16 protein-coding genes and 1 CRISPR repeat array (1 of these 17 cut by a window edge) are annotated in these 20,807 nt (G+C 32.2%); of the genes, 5 read left to right on the forward strand and 11 right to left on the reverse strand.

The window, feature by feature from the left end:
- Positions 1–1,245: a CRISPR direct-repeat array (repeat unit 30 nt; unit sequence ATTTCAATTCCTTAATGGGTCGATTGATAG); it begins 760 nt to the left of the window's first position.
- Between the two features lie 205 nt (positions 1,246–1,450).
- The 9 genes from cas2 to Q0945_RS12980 all read right to left on the reverse strand — a co-directional run bounded on the left by cas2 (position 1,451) and on the right by Q0945_RS12980 (position 11,644).
- A complete protein-coding gene (gene cas2 / locus Q0945_RS12940; protein WP_299435228.1) occupies positions 1,451–1,714 on the reverse strand; it encodes a CRISPR-associated endonuclease Cas2 in 264 nt (87 codons plus the stop codon).
- A gap of 1 nt (position 1,715) precedes the next feature.
- Positions 1,716–2,720, reverse strand: a complete 1,005-nt coding sequence (gene cas1b, locus Q0945_RS12945; RefSeq protein WP_299435231.1) for a type I-B CRISPR-associated endonuclease Cas1b — start codon at positions 2,718–2,720, stop codon at positions 1,716–1,718.
- Positions 2,717–3,247, reverse strand: coding sequence for a CRISPR-associated protein Cas4 (gene cas4 / locus Q0945_RS12950; protein WP_299435233.1), 531 nt, complete (start codon positions 3,245–3,247; stop codon positions 2,717–2,719). Before cas4 ends, cas1b begins: the two co-directional genes overlap by 4 nt.
- 32 nt (positions 3,248–3,279) lie before the next feature.
- Entirely contained in the window at positions 3,280–4,347 is a 1,068-nt protein-coding gene (locus Q0945_RS12955; RefSeq protein WP_299435237.1) for a hypothetical protein, read from the reverse strand.
- Positions 4,348–4,367: 20 nt separating this feature from the next.
- Positions 4,368–5,783: a hypothetical protein gene (locus Q0945_RS12960; protein WP_299435242.1), complete on the reverse strand. Its 1,416-nt coding sequence runs from the start codon at positions 5,781–5,783 to the stop codon at positions 4,368–4,370.
- A 1-nt stretch (position 5,784) separates the two neighbouring features.
- Positions 5,785–7,977, reverse strand: a complete 2,193-nt coding sequence (gene cas3, locus Q0945_RS12965) for a CRISPR-associated helicase Cas3' (RefSeq protein ID WP_299435243.1) — start codon at positions 7,975–7,977, stop codon at positions 5,785–5,787.
- Positions 7,978–7,982: 5 nt separating this feature from the next.
- Positions 7,983–8,570 (reverse strand): hypothetical protein, encoded by a 588-nt coding sequence (locus Q0945_RS12970; RefSeq protein WP_299435248.1) that lies wholly within the window; start codon positions 8,568–8,570, stop codon positions 7,983–7,985.
- A gap of 6 nt (positions 8,571–8,576) precedes the next feature.
- Complete coding sequence (cas6, locus tag Q0945_RS12975; protein WP_299435251.1) at positions 8,577–9,236, reverse strand: CRISPR-associated endoribonuclease Cas6; 660 nt, start codon at positions 9,234–9,236, stop codon at positions 8,577–8,579.
- Positions 9,237–9,502: 266 nt separating this feature from the next.
- Positions 9,503–11,644: a carboxy terminal-processing peptidase gene (locus Q0945_RS12980; protein WP_299435252.1), complete on the reverse strand. Its 2,142-nt coding sequence runs from the start codon at positions 11,642–11,644 to the stop codon at positions 9,503–9,505.
- 192 nt (positions 11,645–11,836) lie between these two features.
- On the opposite strand from Q0945_RS12980, the gene surE reads away from it, so the two are divergent.
- The 5 genes from surE (at position 11,837) to Q0945_RS13005 (ending at position 16,849) form a co-directional block, all read left to right on the forward strand.
- Positions 11,837–12,619 (forward strand): 5'/3'-nucleotidase SurE, encoded by a 783-nt coding sequence (gene surE, locus Q0945_RS12985; protein ID WP_299435254.1) that lies wholly within the window; start codon positions 11,837–11,839, stop codon positions 12,617–12,619.
- A complete protein-coding gene (locus Q0945_RS12990) occupies positions 12,609–12,893 on the forward strand; it encodes a hypothetical protein (protein ID WP_299435256.1) in 285 nt (94 codons plus the stop codon). The genes surE and Q0945_RS12990 overlap by 11 nt, the downstream gene beginning before the upstream one ends.
- Positions 12,894–13,031: 138 nt before the next feature.
- Positions 13,032–14,141, forward strand: a complete 1,110-nt coding sequence (gene lpxB, locus Q0945_RS12995; protein ID WP_299435258.1) for a lipid-A-disaccharide synthase — start codon at positions 13,032–13,034, stop codon at positions 14,139–14,141.
- A gap of 25 nt (positions 14,142–14,166) precedes the next feature.
- Positions 14,167–14,724 carry a C40 family peptidase gene (locus Q0945_RS13000; protein ID WP_299435260.1) on the forward strand — a complete coding sequence of 186 codons (558 nt, stop codon included), beginning with the start codon at positions 14,167–14,169 and terminating at the stop codon, positions 14,722–14,724.
- An 88-nt stretch (positions 14,725–14,812) separates the two neighbouring features.
- A complete protein-coding gene (locus tag Q0945_RS13005) occupies positions 14,813–16,849 on the forward strand; it encodes a ComEC/Rec2 family competence protein (protein ID WP_299435262.1) in 2,037 nt (678 codons plus the stop codon).
- On the opposite strand, the gene Q0945_RS13010 is transcribed toward Q0945_RS13005, so the two are convergent.
- Together Q0945_RS13010 and Q0945_RS13015 are read right to left on the reverse strand one after the other, a co-directional pair.
- Complete coding sequence (locus Q0945_RS13010; protein WP_299435264.1) at positions 16,839–18,404, reverse strand: oligopeptide:H+ symporter; 1,566 nt, start codon at positions 18,402–18,404, stop codon at positions 16,839–16,841. The two genes, Q0945_RS13005 and Q0945_RS13010, sit on opposite strands and share 11 nt — an antisense overlap.
- A gap of 47 nt (positions 18,405–18,451) precedes the next feature.
- On the reverse strand, positions 18,452–20,680 hold the full coding sequence (locus tag Q0945_RS13015) for a S9 family peptidase (protein WP_299435266.1): 2,229 nt from the start codon (positions 20,678–20,680) through the stop codon (positions 18,452–18,454).
- Positions 20,681–20,807 lie beyond the last annotated feature (127 nt).

The following is a 20,807-nucleotide window of genomic DNA, read 5'->3' on the forward strand; positions in this document are numbered from 1 at the left end:
AACATACTTCTCCTCGTAGGCTAGTTTTTTCATTTCAATTCCTTAATGGGTCGATTGATAGTAGCTCTCTGTTTAATCTTTTAGTTTCTTCTTCTTCATTTCAATTCCTTAATGGGTCGATTGATAGGGAGGGTAAGGATAATACAAGGTTAAGTAATTGGATTTCAATTCCTTAATGGGTCGATTGATAGCTCGTTTGCAGAGAAGAAAAAATTTATTGCTGTACTATTTCAATTCCTTAATGGGTCGATTGATAGATTTAATACTTATAATATGCGTACTTTTTTCCTCTTGATTTCAATTCCTTAATGGGTCGATTGATAGTGCAGCAATGGGGTTTGTGTTTGTATTGTTTTATAATTTCAATTCCTTAATGGGTCGATTGATAGCTTACCTCTTTTAGCTCCGTAATACCCATGTCCTGTATTTCAATTCCTTAATGGGTCGATTGATAGGCAAATGAAGATACTATCCCTAATAGTATGTATGAGATTTCAATTCCTTAATGGGTCGATTGATAGCTTAACAAAGTTCAAAATCTTGCTACAGAAGTAAAATTTCAATTCCTTAATGGGTCGATTGATAGACCAGAACCATCATCCGTAGAATCTAAATCTAAATTATTTCAATTCCTTAATGGGTCGATTGATAGATAAAGCTTCTTTTTGTATAAATGAAAGGTTCCTAAATTTCAATTCCTTAATGGGTCGATTGATAGTCCTGTAAACTCAACAGATTATTACATAACAAGTGCATTTCAATTCCTTAATGGGTCGATTGATAGTAATAGATTAAAGTTTCTTGTTAGATTGTTTTTTATATTTCAATTCCTTAATGGGTCGATTGATAGCGTTGGCTATTGCTTACGTGGTTGGTGTAATTATCATTTCAATTCCTTAATGGGTCGATTGATAGCTTTTGCTGTGCTTTGTCAAGTGCTTTTGTAGTTGCATTTCAATTCCTTAATGGGTCGATTGATAGAATGAAACCAAAAAGATATAAGCAAAGAGAAGTTAAATTTCAATTCCTTAATGGGTCGATTGATAGTTCCTTGACTAAATAAATTATCAATTGCTTTCTTTAATTTCAATTCCTTAATGGGTCGATTGATAGTCTAGCTTTAAATCTGTTTAGTGTTTTCATTGCATTATTTCAATTCCTTAATGGGTCGATTGATAGGCAAGAACTAAAGACGATAATTACCAGACTACTGTAATTTCAATTCCTTAATGGGTCGATTGATAGCCGTTATTTTCAATAAAATAAAAGCTTGATAATTAACTACTTGAAAAAACAAAACTACAAAAAATAAAACTATTTTTTAGTCTACCTTTAAAGCTAAGGTTTATCCCCTGCTTAGACAACTCTGTAATTTACTAACAAAGAGCATAATACAAACAAAATGCCAAAGAACTCAAATTTGTTATTCCATAAACAAACCTTTAGACGCTTATATAAAATGATCTAAGTCATTTTTTTCTTTTCCTATGACCTCTTTTGCCAACCAACCTTCTTGGCGACTTTTAAAGATAATTAAACTATCGGTTTCTTCATTCATTATTAGCTTTGCTCCTGCTAAGAACTCTTTTAATTTTACCTCCGAAATTGCTCCTTCAAAAACACTATTTTGTATCCAGTTTAAATAACATCTACAATGTTTTAGCATTTTACCTACCCTTCTTTTATCCATGTCATAAACCAAAATTACATACATTTTACCACCATGTTTTAAAAGGTTTATATTCTTGCATCCCCATTACGTGCTTTACCAATTTGTAGCACTCTAAACGTACTAATCTCTTATAACTAATGCTCCTATCTAAAGAACGGTGTTTAAATGTTTCGTTCAATTTTTCGTCCCATGAACGCAGCACTTTTTTTCTTCCGGACTCTTTTAAAAGACAGCTATTTAAAGTAAAATCAAAATCCGATTTTTGTATCATTTTCTTGTTAAACATAGAAAATATTAAACGATCGGCCAATAAGGGTTTAAAAACCTCGGCTAAATCTAGTGCCAAAGAAAATCTTCTAAACCCAGGTTCGTGTAAAAAACTAATTGTTGGGTTTAATTGCGTATGGTAAATTTGATCTAAACACTGGGTATAACACAGCATATTTACAAAAGAAATCATGGCATTTACCTCATTATTTGGAGGCTGCTTTGTTCTATTGTTCATTTCAAAATCAGTAATTATAGAACTAAAAGCGGTATAATACACTATTCGTATATTTCCCTCAATGCCCATTAATTCATCTATAGCAGTTGTGCTTGGTATTTGCTTAACTAACTTAGTTATTTTGCCTATTTGCCCCTCTAAATCTCTATTTTTTTTATTATAATATTTTAGGTTTTTTAGCATATTAAATGCCGCTCCTTCTATAAATAGTTGTGCTAATAGTATTCTTTTTTTAACAGCACTATAATGTGCTACTTGGTTAACTAATACTTTACCGCTTAACAAATACTCTTTGGGCATAAAGCTACCAGTATAATGCTCGTAATAATCGAAAAAATGTACACCTATTTGGTTTCTACCCAAAAAATTATACAAGGCACTATTGGCATCTAAACTTCCAAAACAAAATAAATTTTGAACCCCTTCTACTGGCAAATATTTTGCTTTACCTTCTATACCGTCTTCGTTTATAGGCACAAATTTTAGCGTATTGTCTTTACGTGATAAACGCCCCGGATTAAATAAATAATACGACTTTTTCATACCTCATCTATATAACACAACTCATAATAAGCGCATTTTTTACATATTTTGGAATGTAATATTGGAGGGCATTTATCTTGCTGTATAAATGCGCTTATATTGGGCACAATTTCTTCTAAATAAACACGGTCTGGTTCTGTAAAAAATACAGTGGTAGTTTTTCTTAATTTGGGATACTCTATTTTACCAGTTACGCCTTCTATACCGTTTAGAGTAAATAACCAAATGTAAAATTTTACTTGCCATTCATGAGCATCCTCTGTAGTTTTTCCTCTTTTTGTTTCGTGTATAATTTTTTCTTTGGCGTTGTAAAAATCTATTTTACCCGTTAAAGACACGTTTTGGTAGATTGCCGTTAACTCTATTTCTTGGTATTTTTCTGCTCTTTGTGCATAACTAGTCTCATGTAGTAACTTACCATCATAAACTATGGCAGAAGTATGTTCCATACCTATGCCATTGGTGAAAAGCCACAGTTTTCTGTGGCATATTTTGTAATAGTTTATGTGGGTGGCGGTTAGATGCAATTTAATGATATAATTAGTTGTCTAACTCACTATTATTGCTTTTCATAATCAAAAGCCATCATTAAATCAATTAATTTTTGTTCTGCCATATCGATTGCATCTGCTGAACCAACTGTTTCTTGTACATAACCGGAACAAGAAGGAGTAACAAAAATATCTGCCTTTGCTGTTTCATCAATTTTAGGAACTGCCGTTTGCTTTTCTAAATCTGTACGAAGTTCTCCGCGAATAGCATATGCAATTTGATTGGCATTATCACTAACAGCAATGGCAAGAGTTTCCATTAAACTAAAAGTACGAGCTTGATTACTTGTAATTCTCCAGTTTATTAAAGCATGCGCCAAAGCTGGAATTATTTTTTCACGCAGCTCTTTTGGTAATACCAAACATTTTCCAAAAACATTTTTTCCTTCTACCCAACCTGCTTCTCTTAATTTCGTTTCGATTTCGGGAAATAATTCAGGTTCTAATCTATTCGTAGAAACACAAAACAAGGTTCTTAAATCAATAGCAATATCATAAACAAATAAACCTGTAGCCCTTGTCATTCCGCTACCATTATAATATTTCGGGCCTAAACTTCTCTCATTAGAAACCAACCAATCTGCTAATTCTTCTTGCGGAATTTCAGTTCTTTTTTTGCCTTCAACTTGATATACTTTTACAATATGATTTTCGGGTTTTGAAGAACGGTCAAAAACAACTGCTTCTGTTTCTCTTTCCAATCCACCTAATAATGGATGTAAAGGACGCATTGCCGAAATAGACATAGGACTTCTTCTTTTTACGGTCATTTTATCACTCTGAGCTTTCATATAACCACCTAATAATTGGTCTGGAAAAGAGGGGTCGCATGGCGAATGAGGTTCAAGCATTCCTGCAATACCTTTTTCAATTTTCCAATTAAAAGTAATTGCTGCAAAAGGAACATTCAATTCATCCGACAAAGCCTCAATAATAGAACGCTTCACTTGTTGCCCACTTGAATAAGCCATTTGGCGACCAAATTGCGGGTCACGATATGCTTTTTGTCCATTTTGTACACCAAACACAGTATGTTCTGCATGACGTAATGCCCTTAAATAAATATATGGTTTCATATTTTAAATTTTAAAGATTATTAAATTGATTTTTTGTATTGATATTCAAAACGAATTAACGTTATAAATAATGGAAATAAATCTGATGGTAATACTATAACAGCATCTTTCACTTTTTTAAAGGTGATTGCACCTTCATTATGTATTTTCATTAAAGCTGTCAAATTTTCAATGAATAGTTTTAATGTCGTTGATGATTTTACATCTTCACTTAATCTACTTTGAGTAGATTTTCCTCGTCCTGTTTCTGAATTTTTAGATTTTTCTTCAAAATCTATCAATGCTTGTGCGACATCTATCGCCAAAGTATTTAATTGTTTTTTGTTATTCAACATAGCTCTAATCCAAGTTTTAAATATTTGAAAATTAATTACTTCACCTTTGTATTTATCCATTGCTTTTTGTCTACGAACTTCAAAATCTTCAACAGTTTCATGTTTTTTTTCTTTGATGTTCGGGTCAGAAAATATATAATCCTTTCCTTGCGCGTATTTAGCCGTTGTTAAAGGCATAAATGCCCTTAAATTCTTCGGTTCTAATGCTTTTAAACCAATGACGCCTAACTTAAATGCATTTTTCAAATTGTAAAAAGTAGAATACATTTGCTCAAAATTCTTATGATTTTGCCTTTCCTTCGGAAGTGTATATAACTCGCCTTTCAAACGAATTAGATTTCTAACTTTTGGCAATTGAAGGTTAATAAACCCAAGTGTTGTATTTGTTTGAGAAAGACTATAAACGTAAGCTGTAATCGTTTGGTTTGGATATTGTCTTGATAGAGCAAAGATTACCTTAATCCAATCAACTGTCGGAATTGCTAATTTTCCTAAGACTTTTTCAGGTTTTGGGTCAAATTCAGCTAATGGATTATTAGCATGAAAATATTCACTAAATGCATGTCTTAACCAATGTCCGTTCCACGTTTCAATTTGCTTATCTTTTAAATTGGGTGTTTGCGAAAGGTATTTTCGATAATTTTTCCAACCTTCGTGAAGTGTCCAAAGTATTTCGTTTTCATCAATTTGAATAGATAAACCACCACTAACACCAATTGCTAAAGCTTGACCAATCCAAGAAGCGTATATTTCATTATCTCCAAAATCAAAAGACATCGAAGTAATTTGCCCTGAAGAAGTTGCTTCTCTATTTTCAGCACCATAACCAACAAAAATAGCTCCACTTGGAACACTTTCTGTTACTTTTGAATGAAGATTAAATAATTGTGCATTAGCTTTTGAACCATGTTCTTCTACTGCTTTTTTTGTGGGCTTTTGAAAAAAGGGCGAATTTCCAACGTGCATCAAATGTTCTTCATTATCAAAAAACAATGGAAATAGCTCTTTATCAAAGAATTGCCGAGCAGTATAATCATCGGGTAGATTGTTTTTCTCCCGATATATTTTTAGAAATTTATTTCCTATATAACTTGTGTACATATCATAAAAATATTTCAGGTTCAACTAATTGCAATCCATATTTTAAATGATTAGCTTCCTCTTGCGGTACTACAAAAGGGCGAGAACCATGTTCTAATTGTTCGTATTGGTTTTTATATCGTGCCATTGTTTTAATACTAATTGGGATTTCCATTGGAATGCGTTCGCCCCATCTTGCATTCAGGTATTTTTCTCTATCACATATTAAAATACAAGTAGCAGATTGAATTTCTAAGGCTTCCACAATTACAGCACTTCGCCTATGACAAAGCTCTTTTATCTTGTATTGACCATCATGAAAAATCAAATGAATATCAATCGGTTTCGTATCTAAAGAAGGATAAACTTTATCAATTTTGGTTTGTAAACTTCTTTCTTTTAGTAATGTATTGTCTTCTAATTGGTCAAAACTCGCTTTCAAAGTTTCTGCTTTATAAGGCAAAGCATTTCCATTCAATTGAATAACATGAACAGGTTTGTATTTTCCAATTGTATCTTTTGACCGTTTTCGATTGACACGTCCAAAACGTTGTATCAAAGCATCCAAGGGGGCAACTTGCGTAATCATTCTATCAAAACTAATATCCAAACTGACCTCAACAACTTGGGTAGAAATGACAAAACAAGGCATTAACCCATTTCCGTATTGCTCTGAGCCATTTCCATTAAACTCAGTTTTCAAACGATTTTCTAATGCAAAACGGTCGCTTCGTCGAAAACGGCTATGAATAAGCATCGCAGGAATAGTTGGAAATTTTTTAGACAATCTGATATATTCCTCTTGTGCTTTTTTTACTGTATTAAAAATGACTAAAACCTTTTCTTTTTGTTCAAAAGCAGTTTCTAAAACAGCATCAATTTCTGTTTCATCATTCATTTTATGAACAATGTGCCTATCAAATCCATCTAAAATTTCATCATCTAATTTCACTTCATAGACTTCTCCATTTTCTTGTAACAGTTTTAAAACTTCTTTATACAAAAGCGAAGGCATCGTAGCTGTTCCAATATGAATGCGGCAATTCAATCTTAAAAGTGCCCGAATGATTTCTAAAACCATCGACCGACCAACATCAGAATAAGTATGTATTTCATCAAAAATGATGTCTGTTCCTTGTAAATCAAGCATCATACTTTCAAATTCGGCAGTTCCAAAAATGATAGAAGCCAATTGATGAGGTGTTAAAACCTTGATAGCTGCACCGCCAAAATGCTGTAAACTTTCTGCATCTTTATTACCTTTTACCAAAAGAGCAGAAGTCGAATGTAAAACCCTAACTTGTGTTTCTACATTTGGGTTTTCATTTTTAATATCGCCTTTGATGCGCTCATACATCGCATTGATAGAAGCCTGAAATGGTAATGTATAGAAAATTCTTCCTTGACATCTTTTTAATAAAAAATCTGTTTTTCCTGCTCCTGTAGGTGCAACGACCATCGTATGAGGTCTTTTATCTTCAGTATCAATTTGAGAGAGCGGATACAAATCACTTCTACGATTCGGATTTTTATAAAAACTCAAATCGGGAATAGCAAAAAGGTCATCTAATTTTGCAGGTGTCCCATTAATAAAGGCAGAAGCAAAATGGTCTGCCGACATTAATAAACCTCTTAAAGGTGACCAACCCAAAGGTTTTCTTTTACAATAGTTTAAAACATATTCCAAATTTTCTTCCGCTTCTTCTAATGATATTGGTCGAATATCAATGTTTTTAAAGTTGAATTGCTTCAAGATTTCCAAACCATAAGGCGACCAATTTTTCCAATCAATCAAGTGATTTTCTAACCAAAATCCATCATTTTCGTCTAAATCAATAATTCCTCGTGAACTTTTATCTTCTCTAATTGATTTGTGATGACCAACAACCATATCAATCAAAGGCGACCATTCTTCTTTTGGAAATACTGATAAGAAACCTAAAGAGGATAATTCATGCCTATGCGCATAATTCCATTCCTCTTTTTCCATTAAGGATTTGTAATCTTCATCACTATTAATTTTGTGTTGAAAATGTACATGAGCCTTTCCCAAATCATGTAAAGCAGCAGCTTTAATTGCTAGAGTTTTATCAAAATCAAATTGATATTTCTCTGCAAACGCCTCTATTGCCGAAGCAACATGGTGGGTATGTTCTAAAAGTGTTGTCCCACCTCTATCAATGCTTTTTGCTAATATTTCATCTAATGATTTCATTCTGATTAGCTTAAAGATTGACGAATAGGATTTCCAAATATTTTCAATTGACCTAACATTTCGGCAACATCATCAAAGCGATTATAACCAACTTTAAACATGGAATTTTTATCACCATCAAAAAGTAATTCAAAACCTTCAATTTCATCGAAATCAGCTTCTGAAAGTTTTAAAAGCTCATTTGGCAATATTATATCTTCATTTCTACAAAGACATAAATGTTCCTGCATTGCCTTTTCAGCATCTTCTTTATTTTCAAAAGCTAAGTACAAATGAGGCTCAATCATCACTCCACGCTCAATAATAGCTAGATTTGTTTTCCATTTTTTTCCTGACTTACTTGTTTTAAATCCTCCTTTTGACCAAGTTCTTTCTTGTTGAACATCAATTCCCATATAATTTAACCTATGTCTCTTTATTTTATGAATGCCTTTGGTTTCCAAGAGTTCAGGAAATAGCTTTTTTTCCATTCCTTCCACAATTGAAGGAGTAAGAAATTGTTGCGAAAAAGTTTCACTATCCCTAACCGCCGTCCATGGTTTAATAAAACCAAAAGCACTCGTATATTTTACAACAAATAATTTCTTCTCCATAAATCTTTACATTAAAGCTCCAAAGCCAATTCCCGTACTATTCCCTACACCTACATTCCATGCAAATGCAATTTGCTCTGGGCTGCCCTCTATAACTACAGGGCATATGTTAACTTTATTCTTTATCTCTTTATAGCTTACTATTTTTGTTTTAGACTTAGTATAATTAGAATCAAAACGAACCGAAACACCTTCTGTTGAAAGCCCTGCTTTTTCTAATTTTAATTGTAACGTTTGGGTAAGTAATTGGTTGGTTTCTTCCTCGAAGTACTGGTAGTGTTTTTTTCCTTTTTCGGTATCTCTTTTTACCAATACAGGGCTAGCCACATAAAAGTATGCCTTGTTAGCAAAATTTGGTGCTTCTTGCATATATACTTCTTGTACACTTACCCCATGAAACATTTCTGGAGCTGCTAAAATGCCTTCAATTACTTTTTTAGCAATTTCTGCATCATAAAAGTTTATAAAAAAAGAGGTCTCTGGCGTAACGTGTAATCCTTTTTTAGTTGCTTTTACATTCTGCAACCAAGAAAAAGAATACATACTTATAGCACCATGCTCTACATTACTTTTACCTAACCATTTATGAAAACAGCCTGTTAGTAAATGTTGATAATTAAAAGGTATTGGGCTACTACTTTTAGTTAGCTTTAAATGTAATCTCATTATTCGTTATTAATATGTACAAATAACGACCTAAGATTTAATTATTCCTTACAGAATTCTGTAAAGGCATAACTAACCTATATAAAAGGTCGCTTTCTTCTTATAACAAAGTAGAGAGGGAAAATTTAAACTCGTAAAGATTTAAAGGGATATAAATATACTAAATTGTAGTACTATTCTATAGTAAGTTTAAGAAAAATAAGTGCAAAAAAAATCCCGTTCAAATTAATAATTTAATCGGGATTTTTATTTTTAAAACGTAGCTTTTAGTCTTTTATACTTGCTAATTTTGCGTGTTTAATTGTATTTAATTTAAGATCTTGTAGTACATTAACCGCTTCTTCTACATACACATCTTTTGCAAGATTTTTATGCCAACGGTTTCTTTTTTCTCTTAACAAAGAATCTTTTGTAAATAAGTTTTCTTCATATTTTAAAGAGGTAAAGGTTAAATGCGAGTCATAGTCTGATAGGTTCTTAAAATAATCGGACTTTTCTTTGTCTTTAGACTCTTCTGCTTTATACACCTCATAATTTAAAGAAATCTCTGTTTCTCCTTGCTCCGCTTTAAGCCACTTTGCGTTTTCTTCTATTAACTTAATTTGAGGGTGCGCAGCCATACGTTTTGTACTACTCTCTACCGTTTTGTCATAATCTATATACCCATCCCAAATTTGGTAGTCTGCAGGTGTAATTTTATCCCACTTTAATGGGTTACTCTGGTCTCTTTCTCCTAAATCTATATAGCTATACTTGTCTGGCACAACCACATCACTCTTTACACCTTCTAATTGTGTGGAGCCACCATTAATTCTATAAAATTTTTGTGTTGTTAATTTTATAGCGCCTAAATCTCCGTGCTCGTTACTACGAACTATATTGTCTAAAGGTATTACGTTTTGTACCGTTCCTTTTCCAAAAGTTTGTTTACTACCAATTACAATAGCTCTTTTATAATCTTGCATTGCTGCCGCTAATATTTCGGAAGCCGATGCAGATAACTCATTTACTAAAATTACTAAAGGACCATCCCATTGTATTCTTTCATCTTTATCATCATATACATCTTTTCCTTTTCCGCTAGAACGCACTTGTACAATAGGTCCTTCTTTAATAAATAAACCAGCCATTTCTACCACTGTTTTTAAAGAACCCCCACCATTATCTCTAAGATCCAAAATTAACCCCTCTGCACCTTCTTCTTTTAAACGCTCTACTTCTTTTGCTACATCTGATGCTGCATTTCTATTACTATAATCTTCAAAATCTACATAAAATTTTGGCAGATTTATAAGTCCAAATTTTTGGTTTTCTTTAATAATATTTGCAGACTTTGCATAAGACTCTTCTAACTCTACCACATCTCTAGTAATAGAAATTACTTCTATAGATCCATCTACTTTACGTACGGTTAAATCTACTACAGTCCCTTTTGCTCCTTTTATTAGTTTTATAGAATCGTCTAAACGCATTCCAGAAATATCTATAGGGTCTTCCCCGTCTTGCCCTACTTTTGTAATTTCATCACCAACTTCAATACGTTGGTCTCTCCATACTGGGCCACCAGAAATAACTTCTACAATTTTAGCTCCTTCTGGCTTTTTTTGTAAACGTGCGCCAATACCTTCAAACTTACCAGACATACTGGTATCAAATTTTTCCTTTTCTTCTGGAGCAAAATAAAAAGTGTGCGGGTCAAACTCATCTACAATACTATTTATATACTGTACAAACCAGTCTTTACGCTCTAAATCATCTACAAAATCAAAAAATTCATCTAAAGTATTCTCTGTACTTTCTCTTGCTGCAATTTCTGCTTCAATACTAATTGTACTTTTTTCTTTAGTGGTTTCTTTTTTGGCTTCCTCATTATCTTCCGTAAGCCTTTTTAGCTTAGCATCATAAGTACCTAAAGTTGCATATTTTAATTGCTTTCTCCATCTTTCTTGTAATTCTTTTTTAGAATCTGCAAAAGACTCTTCTTCGTATTTAATATTTATAGTTTCGTTCTCGGTATAATCAAAAGGAGTTTTTAGTATGGTTTTATAAATCCCCTTTGCATCATTCATACGAATCATTAAACGTTCATATACTGCATTAAAAAAAGTAATGTCTGTATTTTTTATTTGATCGTCTATCTGAAACTTGTACTGCTCAAAATCTTCAATATCACTTGCTAAAAAATAACGTTTTGTTGGATCCAAAATATCTATAAAATCTTCAAAGACTTCTACAGAAAAATCATCATCAATAGATTTTGGTTCGTAATGCCCTTTTTCTAAAACATAGGTGATTAAATCTAATAACAATTTATCTTTATCGTCATTCTCAAAAGTCCTGTTTGTAAAACTACAGGAAGCCACAGCTATCATTAAAACTGTTAACACATAGACTAAATTCCTTTTCATAAATTCAATAATTTTATTTTTGCATTTTGTACGGCTATAAAAACTACCTACTTTTTGTGGCAAAATACATACAATTCTCTAAGATACTGAAAAAACCATGCCAGCAATATGCTTCTTAGATATTTTTTTGTTAATCGAGGTGGGTGCCATATCTTTTTTAAAAACGTATTTTTACTCTATAAAGTATACCCTATGAAAAAACCTCTTATTCTTGTTACTAATGATGATGGTATTACTGCTCCTGGTTTACGCAATTTGGTAAGCTTTATGGCAGAAATAGGAGATGTTGTTGTAGTTGCTCCAGATAGCCCCCAATCTGGAATGGGACATGCCATTACCATAGATAACACCTTGTATGTTAAACAAATGAAGACAAATTTGTTACGTAATATACACCAAGAATATAGCTGTAGTGGTACTCCTGCAGATTGTGTGAAATTAGCTTTGCAAGAAATTTTAGATCGCAAACCAGATATTTGTGTTAGCGGAATAAACCATGGATCTAACTCTTCTATAAATGTTATTTATTCTGGAACTATGAGCGCTGCTATTGAGGCTGGCATAGAAGGGGTTCCTGCAATTGGTTTTTCTTTATGTGATTTTTCTTGGGAAGCCAATTTTAAAGCCGCAAAAAAACACATTATAACAATTGTTTCCGAAGCACTTGCCAATGGTATTCCAAAGGGTGTTGTTCTTAATGTAAATATTCCTAAACTAGAGGAAAAAGAAATAAAAGGGGTTAAAATTTGCAGGCAAGCAAGAGCAAATTGGAAAGAAAAATTTGATAAACGAACCAACCCAATGGGCAAAGACTATTATTGGTTAACCGGAGAGTTTGAGCTACTGGATAAAGGGGAAGATACAGACGAGTGGGCTCTTTCACAAGGATATATATCTGTGGTTCCTACACAATTTGATTTAACTGCCCACCATGCTATTCACCATATAAATAACTGGAATTTAAATGAACACTAAAAAAGAAATTTTAATAGGATTTATTGTTGGTATTATTGCAAATACTATTGGTACTATTTTATATATCCTTATTTTTTCGGAATTTGGAATTGTAGAAACCTATAATGCAGCTGTTGCACAAGGGCATGTTGGTAGTTTACTTGCCCTAGGAGCTATTCTAAACTTAATAGCATTCTTTGGTTTTTTAAAAATTAAGAGAGACCAAAGAGCGCGTGGTGTATTGTTAGCAACCTTAATTACAGCCTTAGCTATTTTATATTATAAGCTTTTTTAATTTGGTTGATGGTTTTAGAAACAAAGAACTAATAAAAAGAGTAGAGAAAAAAGACAATAGATTTAAGGCTTATTACTTAGAACTAAAAAATAAAAGCTAATAGCAATAGGCTAAACGCCAATAGCTAAATTTAAAAAAATGAAATACTACATAATAGCTGGTGAAGCCTCTGGAGATTTGCATGGCTCTAACCTAATAAAAGCATTGCGTATTAAAGATGCCAATGCAGATATTCGTTGTTGGGGAGGAGATTTAATGCAACAGGCTGGTGGTAGTCTAGTAAAGCACTATAAAGAGCTTGCTTTTATGGGGTTTTTAGAGGTGCTTACTAACCTAAATAAAATCTTTAAAAACATTGCCTTTTGTAAAGAGGATATTACCAATTTTAACCCAGATGTATTAATTTTTATAGACTATTCTGGTTTTAATTTAAGAATTGCTAAATGGGCAAAAGCTAATAATTTTAAGACCAATTATTACATTTCTCCACAAATATGGGCCTCTAGAGAAGGGCGCATTGAAAAAATAAAAAGAGATATAGACAACATGTTTGTTATACTTCCTTTTGAAAAAGAATTTTATGGGGAAAAACATAATTTTCTAGTGCATTTTGTTGGCCACCCATTATTAGATGCTATAGAAAATATTCCAAAAACAGAAGCATCTGTATTTAGAAAAGAAAATAATTTAGACCTTGAAAAAGAAATCATTGCACTATTACCTGGTAGTAGAAAACAAGAGGTCCAAAAAATGCTAAACGTTATGCTTTCGCTCACGTCTTCTTTTAAAGACTACCAATTTGTAATTGCAGGAGCTCCTAGTTTAGATTTAGATTTTTATAAACCTTATTTAAATAGTACTATTTCTTTTGTAAGCAATAAAACTTACGATTTACTCTCCCATGCAACTGCTGCATTAGTTACTAGCGGTACTGCAACTCTAGAAACCGCTTTATTTAAAGTACCACAAGTGGTTTGCTATAAAGCAAACTGGATATCCTATCAAATTGCAAAACGTATTATTACTTTAGAATATATTTCTTTAGTAAATTTAATAATGAAAAAAGAAGTAGTAAAAGAGCTTATTCAGGACAATTTAACTACTAAAAATTTAACAGAAGAATTACACAAAATTCTAAAAGGAAAATCTAGAGACGAACAAATTAGTGCGTACCAACAATTAGAAAAAATGCTTGGTGGCGGTGGTGCTAGTGAAAAAACAGCTACATTACTAATAGAAAATAACTAACTTTATACACCTATTACCTTAATTCATGTATCGCAAAGTCTACTTTATTTCTCTATTACTCTTGCTAGGAAGTTGCGGTACTTCTAAAAAGAAAACGACTACTAAAAGCAAGACCTATAAAGTGTCTGTTGCTGGAGACCCAGAACCAACTGCTCCTACTCCTAAAAAGAGTACTACAAGAATAGCAGAAAAAACACTTTCTAAAGCAGATGCTATAATAAATACAGCACTTACTTTCTCTGGTGTACGCTACAAATATGGCGGTACCACTAAAAAAGGGATGGATTGCTCTGGTTTACTCTACGTTTCTTTTGCAGAACATGACATTGCTATTCCAAGAGTTTCTTACGTTATGGCTAATGAAGGTAAGCGCGTTAAAATTAAAGATGTTGTTAAGGGCGACTTACTTTTTTTTAAAACCAGTAGAAAAGGAAAAAGAATAAACCACGTAGGCATGGTGGTTTCTATAGATAACGATGAAATAAAATTTATACACGCCTCTAGCTCCAGAGGAGTTACTGTTTCTTCTTTAAGAGAAGGTTTCTGGAATTATGCTTTTGTAAAAGCCACCAGGATACTATAATTTTTGTTGATGGGTTTTCCTTCGTTTTAATAGCGATGCTATAAAATACGTTTAAAATAAGGTATTTTAGAAGGATACATTTTCCTTTATGCAGCTTTTAAAATTTGCTTCCATTAAACTCACCTTATTACTAGTTGTGGGAATTCTTATTGGGACTTATACAAAAATTACTATTCATAGCGCTTTTCTTTTTACTGGTATTTCTTTAACCGCGTTAGGAGTTTGCTTTTTTACTTTAAAAAAAGATATAAGGCACTTTCTTTTTACCGTTTTCATGATTTGTACCACCATAAGCTTAGGAGTGTTAACAACCACACTTAACACCCCTTTAAATTACGACTCGCACTACAGTCATCACAAAACTTCTTCACCAAAAACATGCACATTAAAAATTACAGAAGTTTTAAAACCAAATACCTACTACAAAAAATATATTGCCGAAGTAAAAACAATAGAAAACAAAAAATATTCTGGTAAAATTCTAGTAAACATTAGTAAAGATTCGCTCTATTTTCCTTTACATATTGATGATGAAATAAAAACCGTTGCTTCTCTTAAAGAAATTAATGCCCCATTAAATCCATACCAGTTTAATTATAAAAAATACATGCAAACATTAGGGGTTTACCACCAAGTAAACCTGAAGCATGAAAATGTAATTCGTAATAAAAACAGTAGTAGCACACTTTATGGTTTTTCCTCCAAAATAAGAAATCATATAATTAAAAAACTAAAACAAGCTCCTTTTGGCTCGCAAGAATTAGCAGTTATAGAAGCTCTTTTATTAGGACAACGCCAAGATTTATCGAACACTACTTATGATAATTACAAAAAAGCAGGAGCGGTTCATATTTTAGCGGTTTCTGGTTTACATATCGGTATTTTATTGCTTATTCTAGAGTTTCTTTTGCAACCCTTAACTTATTTACCGTATGGCAGAAAAATAAAATTAGCAACATTAGTTTTACTCTTATGGTCTTTTGCTTTGCTAGCAGGTTTTAGCGCATCAATAATAAGAGCAACTACTATGTTCTCTTTTGTGGCTTATGCATTATACTTAAATAGACCAAGTAACACCTTTAATATTCTTGCCTTATCTATGGGGTTTATACTATTGGTTATTAGTCCCAACTTAATTTTCCAGGTAGGGTTCCAAATGAGTTATGCCGCCGTTTTTGCAATTGCTTGGATATTTCCTATGTTGCAGCGTTTTTGGTTTCCTAAAAACATAGTACTAAATAAAGTTTGGCAACTCTTATCGGTTAGTATTGCTGCACAGGTTGGCGTGCTACCCATCTCACTCTTTTATTTTCATCAATTTCCAAGTTTGTTCTTTATTTCTAACCTTCTTATTATTCCTTTTTTAGGAGTTATTTTGGGGCTTGGAATCCTAGTAATTTTACTAGCAGTTGCTAATTGCCTACCAAATAACATTGTTCTTGTTTACAATACTATAATTTACTGGATGAACTATATTATTGGTTGGGTTGCAGAACAGGAAGCGTTTTTATTTTCCAACATATCTTTTAACCAATTACAGCTTTTTCTTAGCTACGGAATTTTAATTTTATTAGTTACTACACTAAGTAAAACTACCTTTAAAAAAGTAAGCTATTTTTTGGCTAGTTTACTGCTTTGGCAAATACTAACTATCTATCAAAATAATAATTTACAAAAGGAGCAGCAGTTATGGGTTTTACATGAAAGCAGAAATTCGGTTATATACCATCAAAATGGAACTAGTTTAACTGTTATCTCTTCTCAAAAAAAGGGGAACACATCTACCTTAAATAAGTATAAAATTGAAAAAAGAATAGATTCTGTTACCTACAGGCCTTTATTAAATTCTTATGCATACGATACTTTGGTTTTTAGAATAATTGATTCTACTGGAATTTACATGCCCACACAAAAATCTGGCATCTATCTATTATCAAACTCGCCTAAAATAAATTTAGATAGATTTATAGATACTGTACAACCAACAAAAATTATAGCCGACGGTAGTAATTACAAAAGTTATATAGCTAGATGGAAAGCCACTTGTGACAAAAGAAAACTCCCTTTTCACTATACTGGTGAAAAGGGAGCTTATCCTTTTAATTTAAAAAATATTAGTGATTAGAAAGTTCAAACCCCTCTGTTTCATCATCATGAATAATGGTTTCTTTATCTTCGGCCCCGTGGGTTAATCTTTTTAATGGTTTCATTAGTAGAATTACTAAAATTCCAAAAGTAACTGCAAAAATAAAAAGTCCTCCAAAAATATTGAGTTCTCCTGCTTTTGATGCATTTTCTCCAATAACACCTGCTACTTTATTTCCTAATCCCGTTGCAGCCCAATAAACTCCCATCATTAATGCCATATAACGTGCTGGCGCTAATTTAGTGAAGAAAGATAATGATACTGGTGATAAACATAATTCTCCAATCGTATGAAAAAGGTAAGCTAAAACCAACCAATACATTGCAGAACTTCCATTAGCTTCATATTCCATAGAGGCAAAGACCATATAAATAAAACCAATTCCCATAATTATTACACCTGTTGCCATTTTAAATAACGAGCCTGCTTCTTTCCCTTTTAACTTACGCTTTGCCCATATATTAGCTACGAATACCGCAAATAAAATAATAAACCCAGGATTTGCAGATTGGAACCAAGCTGATGGTACTTCCCAACCAAATAAATCTCTATTAGTTTTTTGTTCCGCATACAAATTCATTAATCCTCCCATTTGTTCAAAACATCCCCAAAAAACAATTACAATTAATAAGGATAAAAGCAATACAACGTACCTATCTTTTTCTACTTGTCCGTTTAAATTCTTGTAAATCATCATCATTATACCAGTAACTAATGCTATTACAATATATAATGCTGTGTATCCCCAATTATCTGCTCCCGCATAAGTAAATCCAGCATATATAGCATATGCTATAATTAATCCTACAATTCCTAAATGTATTGGAGATTTTAATAATTGACTCATTAATGTGGCTATACTAATATCATTAGATTTATCTTCTGGTGTTGGTTCATTACCTACATGCACCAAATAACGTTGACCATATATATATACTATTAAGCCAAGTAACATTCCTATTCCTGCCAAACCAAAACCAGCATGCCATCCATAAAATTTTGCGACTAACCCAACTGATAAAGAAGCTAAAAAAGACCCTAAATTAATCCCAACGTAAAAAACACTAAACCCTTTATCCCTTCTAATATCATTTTGCTTATACAATCCCCCTACCATTGTTGATATATTAGGCTTTAGCATTCCTACACCTAAAATTACTAATCCAAGACCTGTGTAATATGCCCAAATTGCATCAATTGCTAATACTCCATGACCTGCAGTAAGCAATATTGCTCCAATTAAAACTGCTTTTTTCTGCCCTATGTATCTATCTGCAATAAACCCTCCTGGAATACTCATTAAGTATACCAACATAGTATACCAACCATAAAGCGCTAAAGCCTCCCCCTCTAACCAACCTAAGCCACTTTGCCCATTAGCTTGCATTGTTTTTGCTGTCATATACAGTACTAACAAAGCTCGCATTCCATAATAAGAAAAACGTTCCCACATTTCTGTAAAAAACAAAACATATAATCCAATTGGGTGCCCAAAAAGTTCTTTCTGATGCGCTGGTTTATTTATATCTGACATATTCTAATTTGTTAGTTTTTTTATTTTAATTAAAGTTTATTTATAGTCTATCCTTTAACTTTAGTCGAAGTTTCTATAGACTTTTCCTTTTTACTTTTTCTAGGCTTATCTCTTAAATTTTCATTCCAAAAATTAGTCATTTTATTATATAAATGAATTCTTGTATTACCCCCATATATACCATGGTTTTTATCTGGATATATAGACCACTCAAACTGCTTGTTTGCTTGTATTAAAGCTTCAGCCATACGCATGGTGTTTTGCACATGCACATTGTCATCTCCTGTACCATGAATTAATAAATAATCTCCTTTTAAACGTTCAGGGTAATTTAATGGTGAGTTTTCATCATAACCACTTGCGTTTTCTTGCGGCGTTTGCATATAGCGTTCTGTGTAAATAGTATCATAAAAACGCCAAGAAGTAACTGGTGCAACAGCAATTGCAGTTTCAAAAACGTCATTACCCTTTAGAATACAATTGGTAGACATAAAACCGCCATAACTCCAACCCCAAATTCCTGTTCTATCTTCATCTATATAAGGTAACTCGCTTAATTTTTCCGCTGCGGCTATTTGATCTTGAACTTCAAATTTCCCTAATTCTTTTTGCGTTACTTTTTTAAAGTCTCTACCTTTAAAACCTGTACCTCTACCATCTACACAAACAACTATATATCCTTCTGAAACTAACATTTGATGCCAATAGTCATTTGCTCCTAACCAACTATTAGATACATTTTGAGAACCAGGGCCACTATATTGATACATTATCATTGGATATTCTTTAGATGCATCAAAATCTAGTGGTTTGATCATGTACATATTAAGTTCATTACCGTTAACAGATAAAGTAGAGAATTCTTTTTTGCTTAATTTATATTCTTTTAAAGTAGTTAAAAGTGTACTGTTGTCTTTTATATCTTTTACTTTTTTACCACTCAAAGCAGTATGTAATGTATATTTTGAAGGCGTTGTTGCACTAGAATAGGTATTAATATAGTAGGTGAAATCTGCACTAAAATCTGCAGAATTATGTCCCTCTACAATAGATAATTCCTTTTTGTTTTTACCATTACTCTCTATACTATAAACACCACGGTTTATAGATCCATTTTCTGTAGATTGGTAGTACACTTTATCTTCATTTTGGTCGTACCCATAATAACTAGTTACTTCCCAATTACCTTTTGTTATTTGATTTACTAATTCTCCAGAATCATTATAAAGATATATGTGGTTCCAGCCATCTTTTTCGCTAGTCCAAATAAAACTATCGTCTGCTAAAAAAGTTAAGTCATCTGTAATATCTACATACGCTTCATCTTTTTCTTCTAATAAAACAGATACCTTATTATTTTTAGCATTAACAGCTAGTAATTGTAAATTATTTTGATGACGATTTAAGGTCTGTACACTTAAATAATTAGCATTACGCATCCACTTAATACGTGGTATGTAATAAGGGTTGTTAAGATTTACTGCTGTTATTTTTCCAGATGCAACATCAAACATGTGTAAAGATACTTTAGCATTTTCTTCTCCAGCTTTAGGATATTTAAATACTTCTTGTGTTTGGTACAAAGCAGAACCATAGACATCCATAGAAAATTCTGGGACATTTGTTTCATCAAAACGTAAAAATGCAATTTTTGTACCGTTAGAATTCCACTCAAAAGCCCTAACAAATGCAAATTCTTCTTCATAAACCCAATCTGTAATACCATTAATCACTTCATTTTTTTTACCATCTGTAGTAATTTGCTTTGTTTCTTTTGAAGCTATATTAAATAAGAATATATTGTTATCCTTTACATAAGCAACTTGCTTACCGTCTGGAGATAATGAAGGTTCTTGAATTTTGTAATCTGCAATTTTTGTACTTTGCTTACTTGCAATGTCATAAATAAAATAAATTCCTAAAGCAGAATGTCTGTAAATAGATTCTAAATCTGTAGCTAAAATTAACTTAGATTCATCTTTACTAAATTCATAAGACGAAAAATAATTTACTTCTTGTAAATCTAACGAAGAAACTATAGTTTCCACTTTTTTTAAGGTGCTATAATCATATTTATCTATAGAAGTTGACCTAGTATTTCTATCAAAATTAAGTACGGTATACTGCTTCCCATTTTTTAAGGAACGTAGTACATCCATACCTTCTGTTCTAAATGTTCCTTGATAAATTTCTTCTACTGTTATTGTTTTGTCCTGCGAAAATGCTGTTTGTAAAAGACCTACTACAAAAAGAACAAAAATGTAATTTTTTCTCATAAATGTTTTAAATTTTAATAAATCCATCAAGAATACTAATAATTTTACTAAAAAGAGCATTTAATAAGAAAAATATAACAAAGAAATGTGTTAAATAGATTTTCCCGAATCTATTCCCTTTATCCTT

This window comes from uncultured Maribacter sp. (assembly GCF_947500405.1).
GTDB lineage: Bacteria > Bacteroidota > Bacteroidia > Flavobacteriales > Flavobacteriaceae > Maribacter_B.

Excerpts from the sequence above, each read along its gene's own strand:
- Q0945_RS12990 (WP_299435256.1), top strand. The coding sequence starts at position 12,609 with ATGAACACTAAAAAAGAAATTTTAATAGGATTTATTGTTGGTATTATT.
- Q0945_RS12960 (WP_299435242.1), bottom strand. The coding sequence starts at position 5,783 with ATGTACACAAGTTATATAGGAAATAAATTTCTAAAAATATATCGGGAG.
- Q0945_RS13005 (WP_299435262.1), top strand. The coding sequence starts at position 14,813 with ATGCAGCTTTTAAAATTTGCTTCCATTAAACTCACCTTATTACTAGTT.
- Q0945_RS12955 (WP_299435237.1), bottom strand. The coding sequence starts at position 4,347 with ATGAAACCATATATTTATTTAAGGGCATTACGTCATGCAGAACATACT.
- Q0945_RS13000 (WP_299435260.1), top strand. The coding sequence starts at position 14,167 with ATGTATCGCAAAGTCTACTTTATTTCTCTATTACTCTTGCTAGGAAGT.
- cas1b (WP_299435231.1), bottom strand. The coding sequence starts at position 2,720 with ATGAAAAAGTCGTATTATTTATTTAATCCGGGGCGTTTATCACGTAAA.
- Q0945_RS13010 (WP_299435264.1), bottom strand. The coding sequence starts at position 18,404 with ATGTCAGATATAAATAAACCAGCGCATCAGAAAGAACTTTTTGGGCAC.
- cas6 (WP_299435251.1), bottom strand. The coding sequence starts at position 9,236 with ATGAGATTACATTTAAAGCTAACTAAAAGTAGTAGCCCAATACCTTTT.
- Q0945_RS13015 (WP_299435266.1), bottom strand. The coding sequence starts at position 20,680 with ATGAGAAAAAATTACATTTTTGTTCTTTTTGTAGTAGGTCTTTTACAA.
- lpxB (WP_299435258.1), top strand. The coding sequence starts at position 13,032 with ATGAAATACTACATAATAGCTGGTGAAGCCTCTGGAGATTTGCATGGC.
- surE (WP_299435254.1), top strand. The coding sequence starts at position 11,837 with ATGAAAAAACCTCTTATTCTTGTTACTAATGATGATGGTATTACTGCT.
- Q0945_RS12970 (WP_299435248.1), bottom strand. The coding sequence starts at position 8,570 with ATGGAGAAGAAATTATTTGTTGTAAAATATACGAGTGCTTTTGGTTTT.
- cas3 (WP_299435243.1), bottom strand. The coding sequence starts at position 7,977 with ATGAAATCATTAGATGAAATATTAGCAAAAAGCATTGATAGAGGTGGG.
- cas2 (WP_299435228.1), bottom strand. The coding sequence starts at position 1,714 with ATGTATGTAATTTTGGTTTATGACATGGATAAAAGAAGGGTAGGTAAA.
- Q0945_RS12980 (WP_299435252.1), bottom strand. The coding sequence starts at position 11,644 with ATGAAAAGGAATTTAGTCTATGTGTTAACAGTTTTAATGATAGCTGTG.